Source organism: Halomonas sp. 25-S5 (genome assembly GCF_029889845.1).
Classification (GTDB): Bacteria; Pseudomonadota; Gammaproteobacteria; order Pseudomonadales; family Halomonadaceae; genus Halomonas.
Window position 1 is genome coordinate 34,704 of record NZ_JARANV010000015.1, and the last position, 16,641, is coordinate 51,344.

A 16,641-nucleotide genomic window follows, 5' to 3' on the forward strand; every position below is an offset into this window, starting at 1 on the left:
CGATGCCACTCCTTCAGCCTTTGCGCCGCCTGAGTGATGCGGTGAACCAGGCGGCGATCGTGATATGTGTGGCCTGCGTGCTGGTCATGCTGGGCATCTCCTTCACGGCCTTCCTCTACAAGCTGGCCACCGGCAGCACGCTGAGCTGGACCTACTCCCTGGCCCGGCTCTTCCTGCCCTGGATCGGCTTTCTCTCCATGACCATATCGTTGCGCTACGGCGAGCATGTGGCCATGACGCTGCTGGTGCGCAGCCTGCCACGCGTGCTGCTCAAGGTGGCGGCGGGGCTCTGCCTCGCCGTCATTGCGCTGTTCGCCTTGATGCTGGTCTGGTATGGCTGGGGCTACTTCCAGGGGGCCTCCCAGGTGTACATGGTCTCCGACCAGATCCAGATCTCCGCCAAGTTCACCGCCATCGTGATTCCGATCAGCGGGGTCATCATCCTGCTGCACCTGGTGCAGGGCTTCGACCTGCTGGAACACTTCATCGATGACGACACCGTGATCGATGAGCTCATCGAGACCGCCGACGGGGAGAACCGCCCATGACGCCCGCGATCATTGCCTTCGTCGTGCTGCTGCTGATCGGCGCTCCGGTCGCCGTGGTGATGGCCATGTCGGGACTTGCCGGCGGCTTCGCCATGGGCGGCGAGCGCATGCTCGGCATCATCGCCGACCGGATGTTCGCCGGCGTCTCCGGCTTTCTGCTGATCGCCGTGCCCTATTTCATTTTCACCGCCGAACTGATGAACCAGGGCGGCCTGACTCAGAAGCTGATCGCCTTCAACAATGCCTTGTTCGGCCGGGTGCGCGGGGCTCTGTCTCACGTCAATATCTCGGTGTCGGTGTTCTTCGCCGGCCTGACCGGGGCGGCGATCACCGATACCGTGGCGATCGGCAAGATCATGATTCCGGAGATGAAGAAGCAGGGCTATGACGCCGAGTACGCGGCGGCGATCACCGCCTGCTCGTCAATCATCGGGCCGATCATCCCGCCCAGCGTGGTGATGGTGGTCTATGCGACCCTGCTGCGTGACATCTCGGTGATCGACCTCTTTGCCGGGGGGATCGTCCCCGGCCTGCTGATGGCCCTCGCGCTGCTCGCGGTGAGCTTCTTCCTGGCCTGGAAGCGGGGCTATCCCAAGCAGGCGCCTACTCCGCTCAAGGCGGCGGCGATCGCCTTCCTGGTGGCCCTGCCGGCGATGGTCGTGCCACTGATCATCCTCGGCGGCATCCTCTCGGGGATGACCACCATCACCGAGGCCTCGGGGTTCGCCGCCGTCTATGCCATCGCCATCGGGGTCGTCTTCTACCGCACCCTCACCTGGCGCAAGATCTGGCACGCGCTGGTGGTGACGGTGCGCTTCTCGGGGGTGGTGTTCTTCCTGCTGGCGACCTCGGCGGTGCTCGGCTGGTTCGTCACCCGCTCCGGCATCGCCCGGGACGCGGCGGGCCTGATCACCACCTTCAGCGACTCGACCTTCCTGCAGCTGTTGCTGGTCTGTGCCTTGCTGATCCTGGTCGGCACGGTCATGGACGTGTTGCCGGCGCTGGTGGTGGTGGCCCCGGTGCTGGTGCCGGCGATGATTCAGCTGGGCGTGGATCCGCTGCACTTCGCCATCCTGATGATCGTGGTGCTCAACATCTCCAACGTCACGCCACCGGTGGGGATGACGCTGATGACGGCGGCGAGGATCGCCAACGTGCCCTTCGAACGGGCGATCATTGCCTCGCTGCCGTTCTACGTTGCCTTCATCGTGGTGATCCTGCTACTGGTCATCTTCCCATCGCTCTCCACCTGGATCCCCTCGCTGCTGGGCTAAGGAACCCCCTCATGAAGCTCTTCTACCATCCCGACCAGGAACGCCACGCGCCGCCGACCTTCCTGCTGCGTGGCCGGCCGGTGGACTCGCCGGAAGGGCCGTTGCGGGCCGAGCTGCTGACCCGTGGGCTGGCGTCCATGGGCCTCTCCATGACCCTACCCACCGCGGTCGACAGTGCGCGGCTGAGAGAGCGCCTGGCCAGGATCCACGCCCCGCGCTATCTCGACTTCCTCGAAACCATCCATGCCCGCTGGCGGGCGCTGCCGGATGCTGCGGCGATCGTGGCGCCCAATGTCCACCCCTGCGGGGGCGGGCACCACTATCCCCGGCACCCTGTGGGGCTGGTGGGCTGGCACATGCATGACATGGCCTGCCCGATGACCGTCGACAGCTTCATCGGCATCTTGGCCAGCGCCGCTAGCGCCGAGGCTGCCGCCGATGCCGTGCTGACCGGCGACCCCTCGGCCTATGCGCTGTGCCGGCCACCGGGTCACCATGCCGGCCCTGAGCGAGCCGGGGGCTTCTGTTTTCTCAACAACTCGGCACTGGCCGCCACGGTGCTGCGTGAACGCCATGCGCGGGTGGCGATCCTCGATGTGGACCTCCACCACGGCAATGGCACCCAGGACATCTTCTATCAACGCGGTGATGTCTGGACCGGCTCGCTGCATGCCGACCCCGCCGACTTCTATCCCTTCTTCTGGGGCGGTGCCGATGAGCACGGCGAAGGAGACGGGCAGGGGGCCAACGTCAACCTGCCGCTGCCCCTGGGCAGCGATGGTGCGACCTTCCTGGCCACCCTGGAGCACTTGATCGAGCGCTTGGTCGCCTTTCGTCCCCAGGCCCTGGTGGTGGCGCTGGGGCTGGATGCCCACAAGGACGACCCGCTGGCCGGGCTGGCGCTGGAGACCGACGACTTCACCGCCATGGGGCGGCGCCTCGCCGCCCTGGAACTACCCACCGTGCTGGTGCAGGAGGGGGGGTACCCCACCGAGCACCTGGGCGACAACCTCGCCGCCTTCCTGGGCGGCTATACCGCAGCCTGACTGCCATCCCGACGAGAGACCACACCATGACCGTCACCTATCACGACAGCAACGCCCGCATGAGCCAGATCACCGTGCACAACGGCACCGTCTACCTGGCCGGCCAGGTGCCGTCCGACCCTTCTGCGGACATGCGCGGCCAGACCGAGCAGGTGTTGGCCCGCATCGATGACCTGCTGGCCAAGGCCGGCACCACCAAGGAGCATCTGGTCGCCGCCCAGATCTGGGTCACCAGCATGGCCGAGTTCGACCAGATGAATGCCGCCTGGGATGGCTGGGTGGCCCCGGGGCGCCCGCCGGTACGCGCCGCGGTCGAGGCCAAGCTCGCCAAGCCCGAGTGGAAGGTGGAGATCATGGTCACCGCGGCGCTGCCGGAGGCCTGAGATGCGCATCATCACTGCCGAGCAGGTGTCGGCCTCGCTGGCCTGGCCGGCGCTGGTCGAGCGGCTGGCCACCACCTTCCGCGAGGGGGTGGAGTCGCCGCCGCGACATCACCACGCCATGCATCGCCCCGATGGCGAGGCCACCATGCTGCTGATGCCGGCCTGGGAGCGGGCCGGCTACATCGGCGTGAAGATGGTCAACGTCTTCCCGCAGAACGCCGACCATGGGCTCCCGGCCATTGCCGGCGTCTATCTGCTCAGCGAGGGTGCCCATGGGCGTCCCCTGGCCTGCATCGACGGCAGCGAACTGACCCGGCGGCGCACCGCGGCGGCCTCGGCCCTGGCGGCCCGGGAACTGGCCCGGGACGATGCCGCGACCCTGCTGGTGGTGGGCACCGGCAAGCTGGCGCCCATGGTGATCGAGGCGCATGCCGCGGTACGGCCCATCACCCGGGTGCGGGTCTGGGGGCGCAACCCCGCCAAGGCCGAGCGGCTGGCCGCCGACTATGCCGACCGCTTCGACAGCGCCGCGGTCACTGACCTCGAGGCGGCGACCCGCGAGGCGGATATCATCAGCTGCGTGACGCTTTCCAGTGAGCCGCTGATTCGCGGTGACTGGCTCGCGCCCGGCACCCACCTCGACCTGATCGGTGCCTTCCGGCCGACCATGCGCGAGACCGACGCCGAGTGTCTGGCCCGCAGCGAGGTGTTCGTCGACACCTATGCCGGGGCGCGGGGCGAGGCGGGCGACATCCTGCAGGCCGTCGACGAGGGGCGCTTTGCCTTCGACGCCATCCGTGGCGAGCTCGCCGAGCTGCTGCGCGGCGAGCGGACGGGACGCTCCTCGGCCGATGCCATCACGCTGTTCAAGTCGGTGGGCGCTTCGCTGGAGGACCTGGCCGCGGCCATCGAGGTCTGGGAGCGCCAGGAGGTCCGCGAATGACGGTGGCTCGCACCGGAGCGCCGGCCGCAGGCTTCTTCTGGCATGAGCGCTGCTTCTGGCACGACCCGGGCGCCATCGGGGTCTTCTCGGCCCCCGGCGAGTTCCTGCAGCCGCAGCCGGCCTCGGAGAGCGCCGAGAGCAAGCGGCGGCTGAAGAACCTGCTGGAGGTCTCCGGCCTGATCGACGAGCTGGCGGTGCGCAAGCCGCCGCCTGCCCACCGCGAGGATCTCGAACGCTTCCATTCTGCCCGCTACCTGGCGGCGCTGGCGGCCGGCGATCGGGGCCGCGGTGGCGACGGGGGCGACTGTGCCCCCTTCACGCCCGGCAGCCTGGCCGCCGCTCGCCAGTCGGCGGGCCTGGCCATCGCCGCGGTGCAGGCCGTGGCCAGCGGGGAGCTGGCGCGCGCCTATGCGTTGTGTCGTCCCCCCGGGCACCACGCAGAGGCCGACCGCGGGCGGGGCTTCTGTCTGCTCGGCAACATCCCGGTTGCCGTGATGCGGGCGCGTGCCCTGGGCCAGGTGAGACGCGTGGCGATCCTCGACTGGGACGTGCACCACGGCAACGGCCAGCAGGCGGCGTTCTACGCAGACCCCGACGTGTTCACGGTCTCGATCCACCAAGCGGGCAACTACCCGCTGGACACCGGCACGTTCGCGGAGCAGGGGGAGGGGGTCGGCGAAGGCGCCTGCCTCAACCTGCCGCTGCCGCCCGGCTGCGGCCTCGGGGCCTACGATCACGCCATGACCGAGCTGGTGCTGCCGGCGATCGAGGCCTTCGCGCCCGAGCTGATCGTGGTCGCCTGCGGCTATGACGCCTGCGCCAAGGATCCGCTGGGCAAGATGCTGCTCAACAGTACGGCCTTCGCGCGCATGACCCGCCAGGTCCGCGCGCTGGCCGAACGTAGCGGCCAGGGGCGGCTGGTGATGGTCCACGAGGGCGGTTATTCGGAAGGCTATGTTCCGCTGTGCGGCCACGCGGTCGTCCAGGCCCTTGCCGACAGCGACATCACGGTGCCCGACCCCCAGGACGAGGAGATCGCCGCCTGGCCCTATCAGGCCCTGCAGCCCCACCAACGCGAGCTGATCGACGGCTGGCGCGCGGCCTGGGCCGCGGCCGGCCGGCTCTGAGCCCGTTTTCGATGACCGATTTCTTCACAACAGGAACCCAGGCCCATGACACCGCTCTATGATCGCGACGGCTGGCTCTGGCATGACGGCGAGTGGCTGCCGTGGCGCGACGCCCGCACGCATATGCTGACCCATACCCTGCACTACGGCATGGGCTGCTTCGAGGGCGTGCGGGCCTACGCTGGCCCGCGTGGCACGCACCTGTTCCGGGTGGAGGAGCACACCCGCCGGCTACTGGATAGCGCCCACGCCCTGGATATACCGTTATCTTTCGATGACGAGGCGCTGATCCAGGCCCAACGTCAGTGCCTGGAGCGCAACGGCCTGGCCAACGCCTATCTCAAGCCAACGGTCTACCTCGGTGCCGAGGGCCTGGGGCTGCGCGCCAGGGGGCTGACCGTGCACGTGATGATCGCCGCCTGGGACCTGGGCGACTACATCTCGCCGGAAGCGGCATCGATCGGCCTGCGGGCGCTGACCTCCTCCTGGGCGCGCCACCATGTCAATATCAGCCTCTGTCGGTCCAAGACCAACGGCCACTATGTCAACTCGATGCTGGCGCTCAACACCGCCGTGAAGGCGGGTTTCGATGAGACGATCATGCTCGATCCGGAAGGCTATGTCGCCGAGGCTTCGGCAGCCAATGTCTTCCTGCTGCGCGACGGCGTGCTGCATACCCCGGAGGTGACCTCCTGCCTGCAGGGCATTACCCGCGACAGCGTGATTCGTCTGGCACGTGAGGTGTTGGGTATCGAGGTGCGCGAGCGGCGCATCACCCGCGACGAGCTCTACATCGCCGACGAGGCCTTCGTCACCGGCACCGCGGCCGAGTTGTTGCCGTTGCGCGAGCTCGATGGTCGGCATATCGGCGCCCGGGCCGGGGCCCCGCCGCCGGATCGGCCGATCACCGAGGCGTCGCTGACCGCCCGGCTGCAGCGGCTCTACCACCGGGTCACCCGGGGCGAGCTCGGTGATGACCTGCAGGGCTTCGCTGGCTGGCTGACCGGCGTCTGAGGCGCCGGCCGCCCAGGTTGGCATCCGGCCCTGTCGGTCGTGGTAGCCTCGCGCTATCCCGCTCGCAAGGACGACGATGATCATGGCCCTGCTGGATGACATCCTGTGCCTGGCGCTGCTGCTCGCGACCCTCTGGGGGGCGCTGGCCCTGGGCCATCGCCTGGCGCTCCCACGGCACGCGCGGTGGCTGGTGGTGGGGCTCTGGCTGCTGGCGGGGGGTGTCTGGCTATGGCTGGCCTGGCAGGGCCCACGGCTGGGGCCGCTTGCCGCCATGGCGGTGCAGATGACGGCGCTGCTGGCCTGGTGGCGGCGCCTGACCCCGGCGAAGGACCTGGTGTGGGCCGAGGATGTCGCCTACCTGGCGACGGGGGACGTCGAGGGGCAGCGGCTGACCCTGCACCGGGTACGCCATTTCGACTGGCAGACCCCGGACGATGCCCGCGGGGGCTGGGAGCAGCGCGTCTACGACCTGCGTCGGCTGGACTCGGTGGACCTGTTCGTCTCGAGTTGGGGCCGGCCGGGTATCGCCCATGTGCTGGTCTCCTTCGGCTTTTCCGCCGAGGGGGCGGCCGAGGAGGACTTCGTGGCCTTCTCGGTGGAGGTGCGGCGCGAGCGCCACGAGCGCTTCTCGGAGATCGGCGGCTTCTTCAAGCAGTACGAACTGGCGATCATCGCGGCCGACGAGCGCGACGCGGTACGCCTGCGCAGCAACGTGCGGGGCGAGCGGGTCACCCTCTACCATGTCACCCTCTCGCCCGACGCCCGTCGCGACCTGCTGCTGGCCCTGGTGGCGGCGGCCAACGATCTGGAGCGTGAGCCGCGCTTCTACCACACCATCACCGCCAACTGCACCACCCTGATGTTCGCCATGATGCGCCGGATCATCGAGGGACTGCCGCTGGACCATCGCCTGCTGCTCAGCGGCCTGCTGCCGGGCTACATCCATGACCATGGCGGCCTGGTGGACGGCTATACCCTGCACGAGCTGCGCCGTCTGGGGGATATCACCGAGCGCGCCAGGCAGGCCCATGACGCCCCCGATTTCTCCCACCGGATACGCCAGGGGGTTCCCGGCTGGACGTCGCCTGACCGCCGCCCATGAAAAACGCCACGACGCGGACGTCGTGGCGGCATGTCTCTCCTCCCTGGACATCGTCCCGATGCCTTTCTCCCTGGGGGGCCTCCAAGCCCCCACGCGTCCCTGGCGACGTGCCCGGCAGTGTCCCTTGCCTGTCTCCCACGTTATCGCTGATCCCCGTGACAGCGGTGTGATGGCCGGGTGACGGTTGCATGACATCCCGGACGCGGCGCGCCGGCAGGCCAGGCCGCCTTCTGGTAGAATCCTGCGCCGTTTCGTCTCAATCCAACTCTTTTTTCGGGAAAGCTGTCATGAATGCAGTAATCATTGCGGTGCTGGTGATGGTGGGCCTGTCGCTGGCACGGGTCTCGGTGGTCTTTGCGCTGGTGGTCGGTGCGCTGGTCGGGGGGCTGGTCGGCGGGCTCTCCATCGAGGCGACCCTGGCGGCCTTCAACGACGGCGTGGGCGGGGGCGCCAAGGTCGCGCTGGCCTACGCCACCCTCGGGGCCTTCGCGGTGGCGATCTCGCGCTCCGGGCTGCCGGACCTGCTGGCGCACCGGCTGATCCGACTGCTCGGCCAGGAGGCCTCGGCGAGTCGCCAGGCCACCGTGAAGTATCTGCTGCTCGGCACGGTGCTGCTGGTCTCGATCTCCTCCCAGAACCTGATTCCGGTGCACATCGCCTTCATCCCGATCCTCATCCCGCCGCTGCTCAAGGTGATGAACCAACTGCGCCTGGATCGCCGGGCCGTGGCCTGTGCCCTGACCTTCGGCCTGACCGCCCCCTACATGCTGCTGCCGGTGGGCTTCGGGGCGATCTTCCTCAATGACATCCTGCTGGCCAACATCAACCAGGCCGGCGAATCCCTGGGGCTGGAGATCAGCCGCGGCATGGTGCCCCTGGCCATGGGCGTGCCGGTGGCCGGCATGGCGCTGGGCCTGCTGGTGGCGGTGTTCATCAGCTACCGTCGGCCACGGGATTACCAGGCGCTGGACGTGGCCACCAGCAACGTGCCGCACCACCACCCGGAAACCCACGAGCCGCACGCCCTGGGGCTGGTGATGTCGCTGGTGGCGATCGCCGCCGCGCTGGGCATCCAGCTGTATACCGGCTCGATGATCCTCGGCGGCCTGGTGGGCTTCGCGCTGCTGTCGGTGGGTGGCATCTTCAAATGGCGCGAAGCCGACGACCTCTTCACCAGCGGTATGCGCATGATGGCGCTGATCGGCTTCATCATGATCTCGGCCTCGGGCTTCGCCGCGGTGATGACCGCCACCGGGCAGATCGAGACTCTGGTGGCCGCAAGCGTCGAGGTGATTGGCGACAACCGCGGCCTGGCGGCACTGCTGATGCTGCTGGTGGGGCTGTTCATCACTCTGGGCATCGGCTCGTCGTTCTCCACCATCCCCATCATCGCGGCGATCTTCGTGCCCCTGGCGGTGCAGTTCGGCTTCTCGCCGCTGGCCACGGTGGCGCTGGTGGGGACTGCCGCGGCGCTGGGTGACGCCGGCTCGCCCGCCTCGGACTCCACCCTGGGGCCGACCTCGGGCCTCAACGTCGACCGCCAGCACGACCACATCTGGGACAGCGTGGTGCCGACCTTCCTGCACTACAACATCCCGCTGATCGCCTTCGGCTGGCTGGCGGCGATGACCCTCTGATCGCGCTCCCTGCGAGAACGACGACGGCGGCCCGGAGGCCGCCGTCGTCGTTTCTGCCCGTCACGCATTGGGCAGGTGACTTTCCAGGGAGGCGAGCAGGCCGCGCAGCAGCGAGAGTTCCTTGCGATTCGGTCGGGCGCGGGCGAACAGGGCTTCGAGCTGGGCCTCGGTGTGGGCGTGGGGTTGGTTGATGAAGCCGCTGCGTTGCATCACCCGCGAGAGGTGCGTCTGGAAATGGCCGAGCTGCTCGCGTGAGGGCTGGCGCTCCTGCGCCGGCCGCGGTGAGCGGTAGCCGCTGTCGGGGCGGCGCCGCCAGGCGGTGAACAGCTCGTGGGCCAGGACCTGTACCGCCTGGGAGAGGTTGAGGATGCCGTAGTCGGGATTGGCGGGGATGCTCACCTGGTGGCTGCAGCAGCGGATCTCGTCGTTGGTCAGGCCGAAGCGCTCGCGGCCGAAGACCAGCGCCACCGGATCCTGGCTGGCCTGCGCCACCAGTGCCCGGGCCATCTCGTCGGGCTCGTCGAAGTGGGGCAGCGGCAGGCTGCGCAGCCGCGCGCTGGCCCCGACGACCTGGACGCAGTCGCTTACCGCCTCCGTCAGCGAGCCGACCACCCGGGCGCTGTCGACCAGGTCCTCGGCGCCCGCGGCCAATCGCGAGGCCTCGGGGTCGGGGAACTGCCGGGGGTTGACCAGCACCAGGTCGGTCAGGCCCATGGTCTTCATGGCCCGGGCCGAGGCGCCGATATTGCCGGGGTGGTAGGTCTGGACGAGGACGATGCGGATATTGGACAGCATGAGTCGGCTCTATGCGAGATGAGCGCGTAGTGTACTGATTGGGCGGAAAGCTGTAAGCCGTAAGCTATAAGCTGTAAGAACCCCTCGGGCTCGAGTCATTCGCCCGAGTCGTGGTCCGGTCAAGATTGTCTTCCAGCTTAAGGCTTATGGCTTATAGCTAAAGAGACCCCCGCCGGTCTCCCGGCGGGGGTCTCGATCAGGCAGTGCCTGGGGCAGGGGGCTGGTTTACATCATGCCGCCCATACCACCCATACCACCCATGCCGCCCATGTCCGGCGCGGCTTCCTTCTCGTCCGGGTCGTCGGCGATCATGGCTTCGGTGGTGATCATGAGGCCGGCAACGGAACCAGCGGACTGCAGGGCAGAGCGGGTTACCTTGGCCGGGTCCAGCACGCCCATCTCGAACATGTCGCCGAACTCGCCGGTCTGGGCGTTGTAGCCGTAGTTGCCTTCACCTTCCTTCACCTTGTTGAGGATGACGGAGGCTTCCTGACCGGCGTTGGTGACGATCTGGCGCAGTGGGGTTTCCATGGCGCGCAGCGCCAGGGCGATGCCGTGGTTCTGGTCCTCGTTGTCACCCTTGAGGCCGGCCAGCTTGGTCAGCACGCGCACCAGGGCCGTGCCGCCCCCGGGCACCACGCCTTCCTCGACGGCGGCGCGCGTGGAGTGCAGGGCGTCCTCGACGCGGGCCTTCTTCTCCTTCATCTCGATCTCGGTGGCGGCACCGACACGGATGACGGCGACACCGCCGGCGAGCTTGGCGACGCGCTCCTGGAGCTTCTCGCGATCGTAGTCGGAGGAGGTCTCCTCGATCTGCGCGCGGATCTGGCCGACGCGCGCCTCGATGTCACCGTCCTGGCCGGCGCCATCGATGAGGGTGGTGTTCTCCTTGGACATGGTCACGCGCTTGGCGGTGCCCAGGTGGTCCAGGGTCGCCTGCTCGAGGGTCAGGCCGACCTCCTCGGAGATCACGGTACCGCCAGTGAGGATGGCGATGTCCTGCAGCATGGCCTTGCGACGGTCACCGAAGCCCGGCGCCTTGGCGGCCGCGACCTTGACGATGCCACGCATGGTGTTGACCACCAGGGTAGCCAGCGCCTCGCCCTCGATGTCCTCGGCGATGATCACCAGCGGCTTGCCCGCCTTGGCCACGGCTTCCAACGTCGGCAGCAGCTCGCGGATGTTGGAGATCTTCTTGTCGACCAGCAGGATGTAGGGGTCTTCCAGCTCGACCGCCATGGTGTCCTGGTTGGTGACGAAGTAGGGCGACAGGTAGCCACGGTCGAACTGCATGCCCTCGACGACATCCAGCTCGTCCTCGAAGCCACGACCCTCGTCGACGGTGATCACGCCTTCCTTGCCGACCTTCTCCATGGCGTCGGCGATGATCTCGCCGATGCGCTTGTCGCCGTTGGCGGAGATGGTGCCGACCTGGGCGATGGCCTTGGAGTCGGTGCAGGGCACGGACAGCTCCTGGACGCCCTCGACGGCGGCGGCTACGGCCTGGTCGATGCCGCGCTTGAGGTCCATCGGGTTCATGCCCGCGGTCACCGCCTTCATGCCCTCAGTGACGATGGTCTGCGCCAGCACGGTGGCAGTGGTGGTACCGTCGCCGGCCACATCGGAGGTCTTGGAAGCGACTTCCTTGACCATCTGGGCGCCCATGTTCTCGAACCTGTCCTTGAGCTCGATCTCCTTGGCCACGGAGACGCCATCCTTGGTCACGGTCGGTGCACCGAAGGACTTCTCCAGCACCACGTTGCGGCCCTTCGGCCCCAGGGTGACCTTGACGGAGTTGGCCAGGAGGTCGACGCCGCGTGCCATGCGCTTGCGTGCATCATCGGAGAACTTGACTTGTTTTGCTGCCATTTTCGTATGCTTCCTGTGAGTTCGTGAACGTCAGTATCGAGCAGTTGCGGGTCGTGTCCGGGGTCAGCCTTCGACGACGGCCAGGATGTCGGACTCGCTCATGATCAGTACTTCCTCGCCGTCGATCTTCTGCTTCTCGACGCCGAAGCCATCCTTGAAGATCACGGTGTCACTGACCTTGACGTCGAGCGGGCGGACGTCGCCGTTATCGAGGATCCGGCCGTTACCGACGGCCAGGACTTCGCCACGCGTCGGCTTTTCCTGGGCGTTTCCCGGAAGCACGATGCCGCCAGCGGTCTTCTGTTCTTCTTCAACGCGACGGATCACGACGCGATCGTGCAAGGGACGGATGTTCATTGCTCACGTTCTCCTGATGGTTTGCTGTGCCCGAGCATTGCCCGGGCGGTTTTCATCATCGACCCGCCATCATGCTGCGGGGTGAAGGCGGGGTTCGCCTTCCTTGTCGATGGCTCGGGGGTTACCCCCGTGCCGAATCCTGATGCTGTCGGTTAAGTGGGGCTCGGCATTGGGCTTTCAAGGCCCCGCGTGAAAATTTTTTGCGCCCCGCTCACCGCGAGTCGTCACGCGAGATGAACTCGCCTTCCAGGGGCGCGTCCGGTCGGTCGCCGTGCGGCTCTTCGTTCTGCTCGTCAGCGCCCCGCTCCTCGCGGGATTCCCGGCGCGGGCCGGCCTGCTGCCAGTCGGCATCGGTGCCCTGGCGTGGGCGGTAGGTCCGGGCATGCAGGTGCAGGCCCTTCATGCGTACGCCCACCCAGCCCAGCAGCCTGGCCAGCAGACGCCGCGCATTGGGGATCAAGCACATGAAGCCCAGCGCGTCGGACAGGAAGCCGGGTGCCATTAGCAGCGCTCCACCGAAGATCAGTGCTGCCCCGGTCATAAGCTCGCCCGAGGGAATCTCCCCCTGGGCCATGCGCTCCTGGGCACGGGCGAAGGTGGCCACGCCTTCTCGGCGGATCATGTGCAGGCCGATGAAACCGGTGGCGAGGACCAGCAGCAAGGTGCTCAGCAGCCCGATCTGGCTGCCGACCGAGAACAGGATGACGAAGTCGAGCAGGGCGAAGAGGGTGAAGATGACGAGAAAGGGCATGATGACTCCGCGTATGACCGTTGCGCAGGTGATGGGGGCGGGGCAGGGGAATTCAAGCCATCGCCGTGGGGCGCGGGAGTGATGGAATATCTTTCCATGATTCGCTATGGTAATGGTGCAGCGCATCATAATAAGGGTCAACTGCCGGTCCCCGAGCCGGCGATTGCCCGGCAAGCGCGCCGACAACGCGATTTCCCATCCCTTGGAGAAGCGCCCATGAAACTCGACAATACCGTTATCGCCATCACCGGCGGCGCCCGCGGTCTCGGCCTGGCCATGGCTCGGCGGCTCGGTGGTCAGGGGGCGAGGCTCGCCCTGATGGACATGGACGGCGATGCCCTGGACCATGCCGTCTCCGCCCTGCACGCCGACGGGATCGAGGCCCGCGGCTTTGTGGTCGACGTGGCCGACGAGGCGTCGGTGACACAGGCGTTCCGTGACATCGCGTCATCGCTGGGTCCGATCCACGGCCTGGTCAACAACGCAGGCATCGTCCGCGACGGCCTGCTCGTCAAGGCCCGGGATGGTAAGGTGGAGAAGACCCTGCCGCTGGAGCAGTGGCAGCAGGTGATCGACGTCAACCTGACGGGCGTCTTCCTGTGCGGGCGCGAGGCATCGGTACAGATGATCGAGGCGGGCCACCGCGGCGTCATCGTCAATATCTCGAGCATCTCGCGGGCCGGCAACATGGGCCAGAGCAACTATGCCGCGGCCAAGGCCGGGGTGGTGGCGCTGACCACGACCTGGGCATCGGAACTGGCACGCTACGGCATTCGCGTCGGGGCGGTGGCGCCGGGCTTCATCGAGACGGACATGACCACGGCAATGCGCGAGGACATGCTCGACAAGCTGACGGCAGGGGTGCCCCTCGGACGGCTCGGCCAGCCCGAGGACATCGCCGAGAGCGTGGCCTTCATCATGACCAACGACTACTTCACCGGTCGCGTGGTCGAGTGTGACGGTGGCTTGCGGCTCTAGCCGACCATTTTAGGTTGAGAGGGTGACGCCGGCCGTGCGGCCGGCGTCGTCGGCGCCAACAGACGCAGGTCTGGTCAGAAGGTCACCTGGTCGGCGAGCCCCTCCACGGTTGCCTCGCCGATGCCGCTGACCCGCGTCATCTCCTCGGCGCTCGCGTAGGGGCCGTTCGCTTCCCGGTCCTCGACGATCGCGGTTGCGCGCGTCTCCCCGATGCCGGGCAACTCGGCGAGCAGCTCGGCGCCGGCACTGTTGACGTTGATCGGTTCCATCTCCTGGGCCAGGGCCTGGCCGGCAGTGAAGGTGGCGAGGCTCAGCAGCATGACTAGCAGCAGGCCGGTCAGGCGTCGCTTGATGGCGGTGTTCATGATCACTCTCCTTGTTCCTGGGTAATCGCGGCCGACACCGCGGAGCGCCGGCCTGCCCCTTTCAAGCTAGTGGGTTCGTGGCAGAGTTCGTGTCATCGAATGCGGTCATTTCATGTCAGCGATTGCCGAAGGCGCCTCGGCGACTTTGCGGACATGCGCCGTAGGCCATGGCTGATATACTGGGCCGATCACCCGTCCCGCCAGGAGTCTGCCTGTGCCCACCGCTTCGCCCCTGATCATCGCTCTCGACTATGCCTCCCTGGATGCCGCCCTGTGCATGGCCGATCGCCTCGATCCGGCGCGGTGCCGGCTCAAGGTGGGTAAGGAGCTCTTCACCCGCAGCGGGCCCGAGGTGCTCGATGCCCTGCACGGCCGCGGCTTCGAGGTGTTCCTGGATCTCAAGTTCCACGACATTCCCCACACCGTGGCCGGGGCGATCCAGGCCGCCGCCGAGCAGGGCGTATGGATGGTCAATGTCCATGCCGGCGGTGGCCGACGGATGATGGAGGCGGCCCGCGAGCGCCTGGACCGTCAAGGGCTGGCGACCCGGCTGATCGCGGTGACGGTACTGACCAGCATGGAGGCCGCCGACCTGGCGGAGGTGGGCATCGAGGCGTCGCCTGCTGACCAGGTCGAGCGCCTGGCCGTGCTGGCCCGAGACAGCGGCATGGACGGGGTGGTCTGCTCGGCACGGGAGGCGTCGCGCCTGCATGAGCTTTGCGGCCGCGACTTTCTCAAGGTGACCCCGGGCATCCGGCCGAGCTTCGCCGTAGCGGATGACCAGCGTCGCATCATGACCCCGGCCGATGCCATGGCGGCCGGCAGTACCCACCTGGTGGTGGGACGCCCGGTGACCCAGGCGGAGGAGCCAATGGCCGCCCTGGCCGCCATCGAGAGCGAGCTTTCCGGCGGCTGAGCGCGGCTACTGGCTCTCGATGCCGGTGATTGGCTTGGTGGTGCCCCAGTTGCGACAGCGGGGGCACTGCCAATGCAGCCGTTCACCAGAGAAGCCGCAGCGACGGCAGCGGTGCCGGGGCATGGCCTGGACCAGGGTCTGGGTGTGGCGCTGCAGCAGCGCGAGGCGCTCGTCCTCCTCGCCGCTGTCGTTGTGCCGGTAGAGGGTTAGCAGGTAGTGCATTGCGCCCAGGCTCGGGGCATGGTCGAGCTGCTCGGTGACCAGCACCAGGGCCTCCCGGTCATCGCCGTGATGGTGGCGCAACGTCTCGGCCAGGCGGATGATCACGCTGGTGCAGGGTGCCTGCTCGAGAAGCTCCTGCAGGCAGCGGATCAGGCCCTCCTCGTCATCCAGCAGCTGGTAGGCGCGGGCCAGGGGCTCGAGGATGGTGGGGGTGAAGGCGGGGTCCTGGTCGGGAATCCGCCTGAGCAGCCGGATGGAGGCCTTGTACTGCCCGGTATCGTGCTCCATGGCGGCCAGCAGCAGGTTGGCGCGCACGCATTGCGGATCGGTGGCCAGTGCCTGGCGCAGGTGGCGCCTGGCCAGCGCGGGGCTGGCCGAATGACGCTCCTGTTCGGCCAGCTCGCAGAGCCAGTGCGCCGCCGCGCGGCGGATGTCGTCGTGCTGGCGGACCAGCCTGGGCAGGGCGATATCCAGCGCGGCCTGCCATTCGCCCTCCCGTTCCAGCAGGTCGACCAGCAGCCGCCTGGCCGCATCGCGCAGCTCGTCATCCTGGCTGTCGCGCACCAGGCCCTGCAGCAGGCGCTCGGCGCGGTCGAGCAGTCCCAGGGCGAGGAAGTCGCGGGAGAGCTCGAGCTGGACCCTGTCGCTCTGCCCGGCGGTCAGTGTCGGCCGGGCGAGCAGGTTCTGGTGGATCTTCAGCGCACGGTCGGCCTCGCCCCGGGTGCGGAAGAGGTTGCCCAGCGCCAGGTGGGTCTCGATGGTGTCGCTGTTGACTTCCAGCGCGCCGATGAAGGTCTCGATGGCCCGGTCCTGCTGATCATTGAGCAGGTAGTTGAGGCCGACGAAGTAGTCCCGTGCCAGCGCCGGCGGCTGTGATGTCCTGCCGGTGCCCTGGCGCTCCCGGCGGCCCAGCCACCAGCCGATGGCGACGGCCACCACCAGCAGGGCCAGCAGGAAAACATCGGGCATTCTAGGGGAGTTCCTTCATCTCCTGGACGCGCAGGCGGTCGAGCTCCTTGCGCTGCTGCTGGTTGTGCCGTTGGGCGCGGGTCAGCAGGGTGCGCAGGCGCAGGTAGACGCCGCTCATGGCGAGCATGCCCAGCAGCACGCCCATGGCCAGCGAGGCCAGCAGCCAGACGGAGAGCGAGACGGCAGGCAGCTCGATCCAGATCAGGTTGAGGGGCAGGGCCTGCTGGTTGTTGACGGCAAAGAGGATGCCGATCAGCAGCACCGCCAGCAGGATGATGGCCAGGATCAGGCCTTTTAGCCAACGCATGTGCTTGTTCCCATGTCGGTTGAAGGAGAGACGGCGTC

The 16,641-nt window shown here is 67.7% G+C and carries 18 protein-coding genes; 11 read left to right on the forward strand and 7 right to left on the reverse strand.

Features of this window, described 5'->3' with window-relative positions; genetic code table 11:
* Positions 1 to 2: 2 nt before the first annotated feature.
* The 9 genes from OP498_RS11620 to OP498_RS11660 all read left to right on the forward strand — a co-directional run bounded on the left by OP498_RS11620 (position 3) and on the right by OP498_RS11660 (position 9,074).
* On the forward strand, positions 3 to 548 hold the full coding sequence (locus tag OP498_RS11620) for a TRAP transporter small permease subunit (protein ID WP_280553631.1): 546 nt from the start codon (positions 3 to 5) through the stop codon (positions 546 to 548).
* Positions 545 to 1,822: a TRAP transporter large permease gene (locus OP498_RS11625; RefSeq protein ID WP_280548198.1), complete on the forward strand. Its 1,278-nt coding sequence runs from the start codon at positions 545 to 547 to the stop codon at positions 1,820 to 1,822. Before OP498_RS11620 ends, OP498_RS11625 begins: the two co-directional genes overlap by 4 nt.
* 11 nt (positions 1,823 to 1,833) lie before the next feature.
* Entirely contained in the window at positions 1,834 to 2,868 is a 1,035-nt protein-coding gene (locus tag OP498_RS11630; protein WP_280548197.1) for a histone deacetylase family protein, read from the forward strand.
* A 26-nt stretch (positions 2,869 to 2,894) separates the two neighbouring features.
* Complete coding sequence (locus OP498_RS11635) at positions 2,895 to 3,251, forward strand: RidA family protein (protein WP_280548196.1); 357 nt, start codon at positions 2,895 to 2,897, stop codon at positions 3,249 to 3,251.
* 1 nt (position 3,252) lies between these two features.
* Positions 3,253 to 4,194 (forward strand): ornithine cyclodeaminase family protein, encoded by a 942-nt coding sequence (locus OP498_RS11640; protein WP_280548195.1) that lies wholly within the window; start codon positions 3,253 to 3,255, stop codon positions 4,192 to 4,194.
* Positions 4,191 to 5,321 carry a class II histone deacetylase gene (locus OP498_RS11645; protein ID WP_280553633.1) on the forward strand — a complete coding sequence of 377 codons (1,131 nt, stop codon included), beginning with the start codon at positions 4,191 to 4,193 and terminating at the stop codon, positions 5,319 to 5,321. Before OP498_RS11640 ends, OP498_RS11645 begins: the two co-directional genes overlap by 4 nt.
* 45 nt (positions 5,322 to 5,366) lie before the next feature.
* Positions 5,367 to 6,335, forward strand: a complete 969-nt coding sequence (locus OP498_RS11650) for a branched-chain amino acid transaminase (RefSeq protein ID WP_280548193.1) — start codon at positions 5,367 to 5,369, stop codon at positions 6,333 to 6,335.
* Between the two features lie 82 nt (positions 6,336 to 6,417).
* The gene (locus OP498_RS11655) at positions 6,418 to 7,437 is read left to right on the forward strand and encodes a DUF4105 domain-containing protein (protein WP_280553634.1); all 1,020 of its coding nucleotides are present in this window, start codon (positions 6,418 to 6,420) and stop codon (positions 7,435 to 7,437) included.
* A 287-nt stretch (positions 7,438 to 7,724) separates the two neighbouring features.
* A complete protein-coding gene (locus OP498_RS11660; RefSeq protein WP_280553635.1) occupies positions 7,725 to 9,074 on the forward strand; it encodes a Na+/H+ antiporter family protein in 1,350 nt (449 codons plus the stop codon).
* A gap of 60 nt (positions 9,075 to 9,134) precedes the next feature.
* Here OP498_RS11660 and OP498_RS11665 read toward each other — a convergent pair whose 3' ends face one another.
* The 4 genes from OP498_RS11665 to OP498_RS11680 form a co-directional block, all read right to left on the reverse strand.
* Positions 9,135 to 9,869 (reverse strand): RNA methyltransferase, encoded by a 735-nt coding sequence (locus OP498_RS11665; protein ID WP_280553636.1) that lies wholly within the window; start codon positions 9,867 to 9,869, stop codon positions 9,135 to 9,137.
* Between the two features lie 225 nt (positions 9,870 to 10,094).
* Positions 10,095 to 11,738: a chaperonin GroEL gene (gene groL, locus OP498_RS11670; protein ID WP_280548189.1), complete on the reverse strand. Its 1,644-nt coding sequence runs from the start codon at positions 11,736 to 11,738 to the stop codon at positions 10,095 to 10,097.
* 63 nt (positions 11,739 to 11,801) lie between these two features.
* Entirely contained in the window at positions 11,802 to 12,095 is a 294-nt protein-coding gene (locus OP498_RS11675; protein ID WP_280548188.1) for a co-chaperone GroES, read from the reverse strand.
* A 211-nt stretch (positions 12,096 to 12,306) separates the two neighbouring features.
* Positions 12,307 to 12,846, reverse strand: a complete 540-nt coding sequence (locus OP498_RS11680) for an FxsA family protein (RefSeq protein WP_280553637.1) — start codon at positions 12,844 to 12,846, stop codon at positions 12,307 to 12,309.
* A 216-nt stretch (positions 12,847 to 13,062) separates the two neighbouring features.
* Here OP498_RS11680 and OP498_RS11685 point away from each other — a divergent pair, with 216 nt between their 5' ends.
* Positions 13,063 to 13,824 (forward strand): SDR family oxidoreductase, encoded by a 762-nt coding sequence (locus tag OP498_RS11685; protein WP_280553638.1) that lies wholly within the window; start codon positions 13,063 to 13,065, stop codon positions 13,822 to 13,824.
* A 74-nt stretch (positions 13,825 to 13,898) separates the two neighbouring features.
* Here OP498_RS11685 and OP498_RS11690 read toward each other — a convergent pair whose 3' ends face one another.
* On the reverse strand, positions 13,899 to 14,189 hold the full coding sequence (locus OP498_RS11690) for a ComEA family DNA-binding protein (RefSeq protein ID WP_280548185.1): 291 nt from the start codon (positions 14,187 to 14,189) through the stop codon (positions 13,899 to 13,901).
* Positions 14,190 to 14,403: 214 nt separating this feature from the next.
* On the opposite strand from OP498_RS11690, the gene pyrF reads away from it, so the two are divergent.
* A complete protein-coding gene (pyrF, locus tag OP498_RS11695) occupies positions 14,404 to 15,105 on the forward strand; it encodes an orotidine-5'-phosphate decarboxylase (RefSeq protein ID WP_280553640.1) in 702 nt (233 codons plus the stop codon).
* 6 nt (positions 15,106 to 15,111) lie between these two features.
* Here pyrF and lapB read toward each other — a convergent pair whose 3' ends face one another.
* Entirely contained in the window at positions 15,112 to 16,296 is a 1,185-nt protein-coding gene (gene lapB / locus OP498_RS11700; RefSeq protein ID WP_280553642.1) for a lipopolysaccharide assembly protein LapB, read from the reverse strand.
* Position 16,297: 1 nt separating this feature from the next.
* Positions 16,298 to 16,603 carry a LapA family protein gene (locus OP498_RS11705; protein ID WP_280548182.1) on the reverse strand — a complete coding sequence of 102 codons (306 nt, stop codon included), beginning with the start codon at positions 16,601 to 16,603 and terminating at the stop codon, positions 16,298 to 16,300.
* Positions 16,604 to 16,641 lie beyond the last annotated feature (38 nt).

Coding starts and splice junctions, on each gene's coding strand:
- OP498_RS11665 (WP_280553636.1), bottom strand. CDS start 9,869: ATGCTGTCCAATATCCGCATCGTCCTCGTCCAGACCTACCACCCCGGC.
- groL (WP_280548189.1), bottom strand. CDS start 11,738: ATGGCAGCAAAACAAGTCAAGTTCTCCGATGATGCACGCAAGCGCATG.
- OP498_RS11655 (WP_280553634.1), top strand. CDS start 6,418: ATGGCCCTGCTGGATGACATCCTGTGCCTGGCGCTGCTGCTCGCGACC.
- OP498_RS11675 (WP_280548188.1), bottom strand. CDS start 12,095: ATGAACATCCGTCCCTTGCACGATCGCGTCGTGATCCGTCGCGTTGAA.
- OP498_RS11630 (WP_280548197.1), top strand. CDS start 1,834: ATGAAGCTCTTCTACCATCCCGACCAGGAACGCCACGCGCCGCCGACC.
- OP498_RS11635 (WP_280548196.1), top strand. CDS start 2,895: ATGACCGTCACCTATCACGACAGCAACGCCCGCATGAGCCAGATCACC.
- OP498_RS11640 (WP_280548195.1), top strand. CDS start 3,253: ATGCGCATCATCACTGCCGAGCAGGTGTCGGCCTCGCTGGCCTGGCCG.
- OP498_RS11680 (WP_280553637.1), bottom strand. CDS start 12,846: ATGCCCTTTCTCGTCATCTTCACCCTCTTCGCCCTGCTCGACTTCGTC.
- OP498_RS11625 (WP_280548198.1), top strand. CDS start 545: ATGACGCCCGCGATCATTGCCTTCGTCGTGCTGCTGCTGATCGGCGCT.
- OP498_RS11660 (WP_280553635.1), top strand. CDS start 7,725: ATGAATGCAGTAATCATTGCGGTGCTGGTGATGGTGGGCCTGTCGCTG.
- OP498_RS11645 (WP_280553633.1), top strand. CDS start 4,191: ATGACGGTGGCTCGCACCGGAGCGCCGGCCGCAGGCTTCTTCTGGCAT.
- OP498_RS11620 (WP_280553631.1), top strand. CDS start 3: ATGCCACTCCTTCAGCCTTTGCGCCGCCTGAGTGATGCGGTGAACCAG.
- OP498_RS11690 (WP_280548185.1), bottom strand. CDS start 14,189: ATGAACACCGCCATCAAGCGACGCCTGACCGGCCTGCTGCTAGTCATG.
- lapB (WP_280553642.1), bottom strand. CDS start 16,296: ATGCCCGATGTTTTCCTGCTGGCCCTGCTGGTGGTGGCCGTCGCCATC.
- OP498_RS11705 (WP_280548182.1), bottom strand. CDS start 16,603: ATGCGTTGGCTAAAAGGCCTGATCCTGGCCATCATCCTGCTGGCGGTG.
- OP498_RS11685 (WP_280553638.1), top strand. CDS start 13,063: ATGAAACTCGACAATACCGTTATCGCCATCACCGGCGGCGCCCGCGGT.
- OP498_RS11650 (WP_280548193.1), top strand. CDS start 5,367: ATGACACCGCTCTATGATCGCGACGGCTGGCTCTGGCATGACGGCGAG.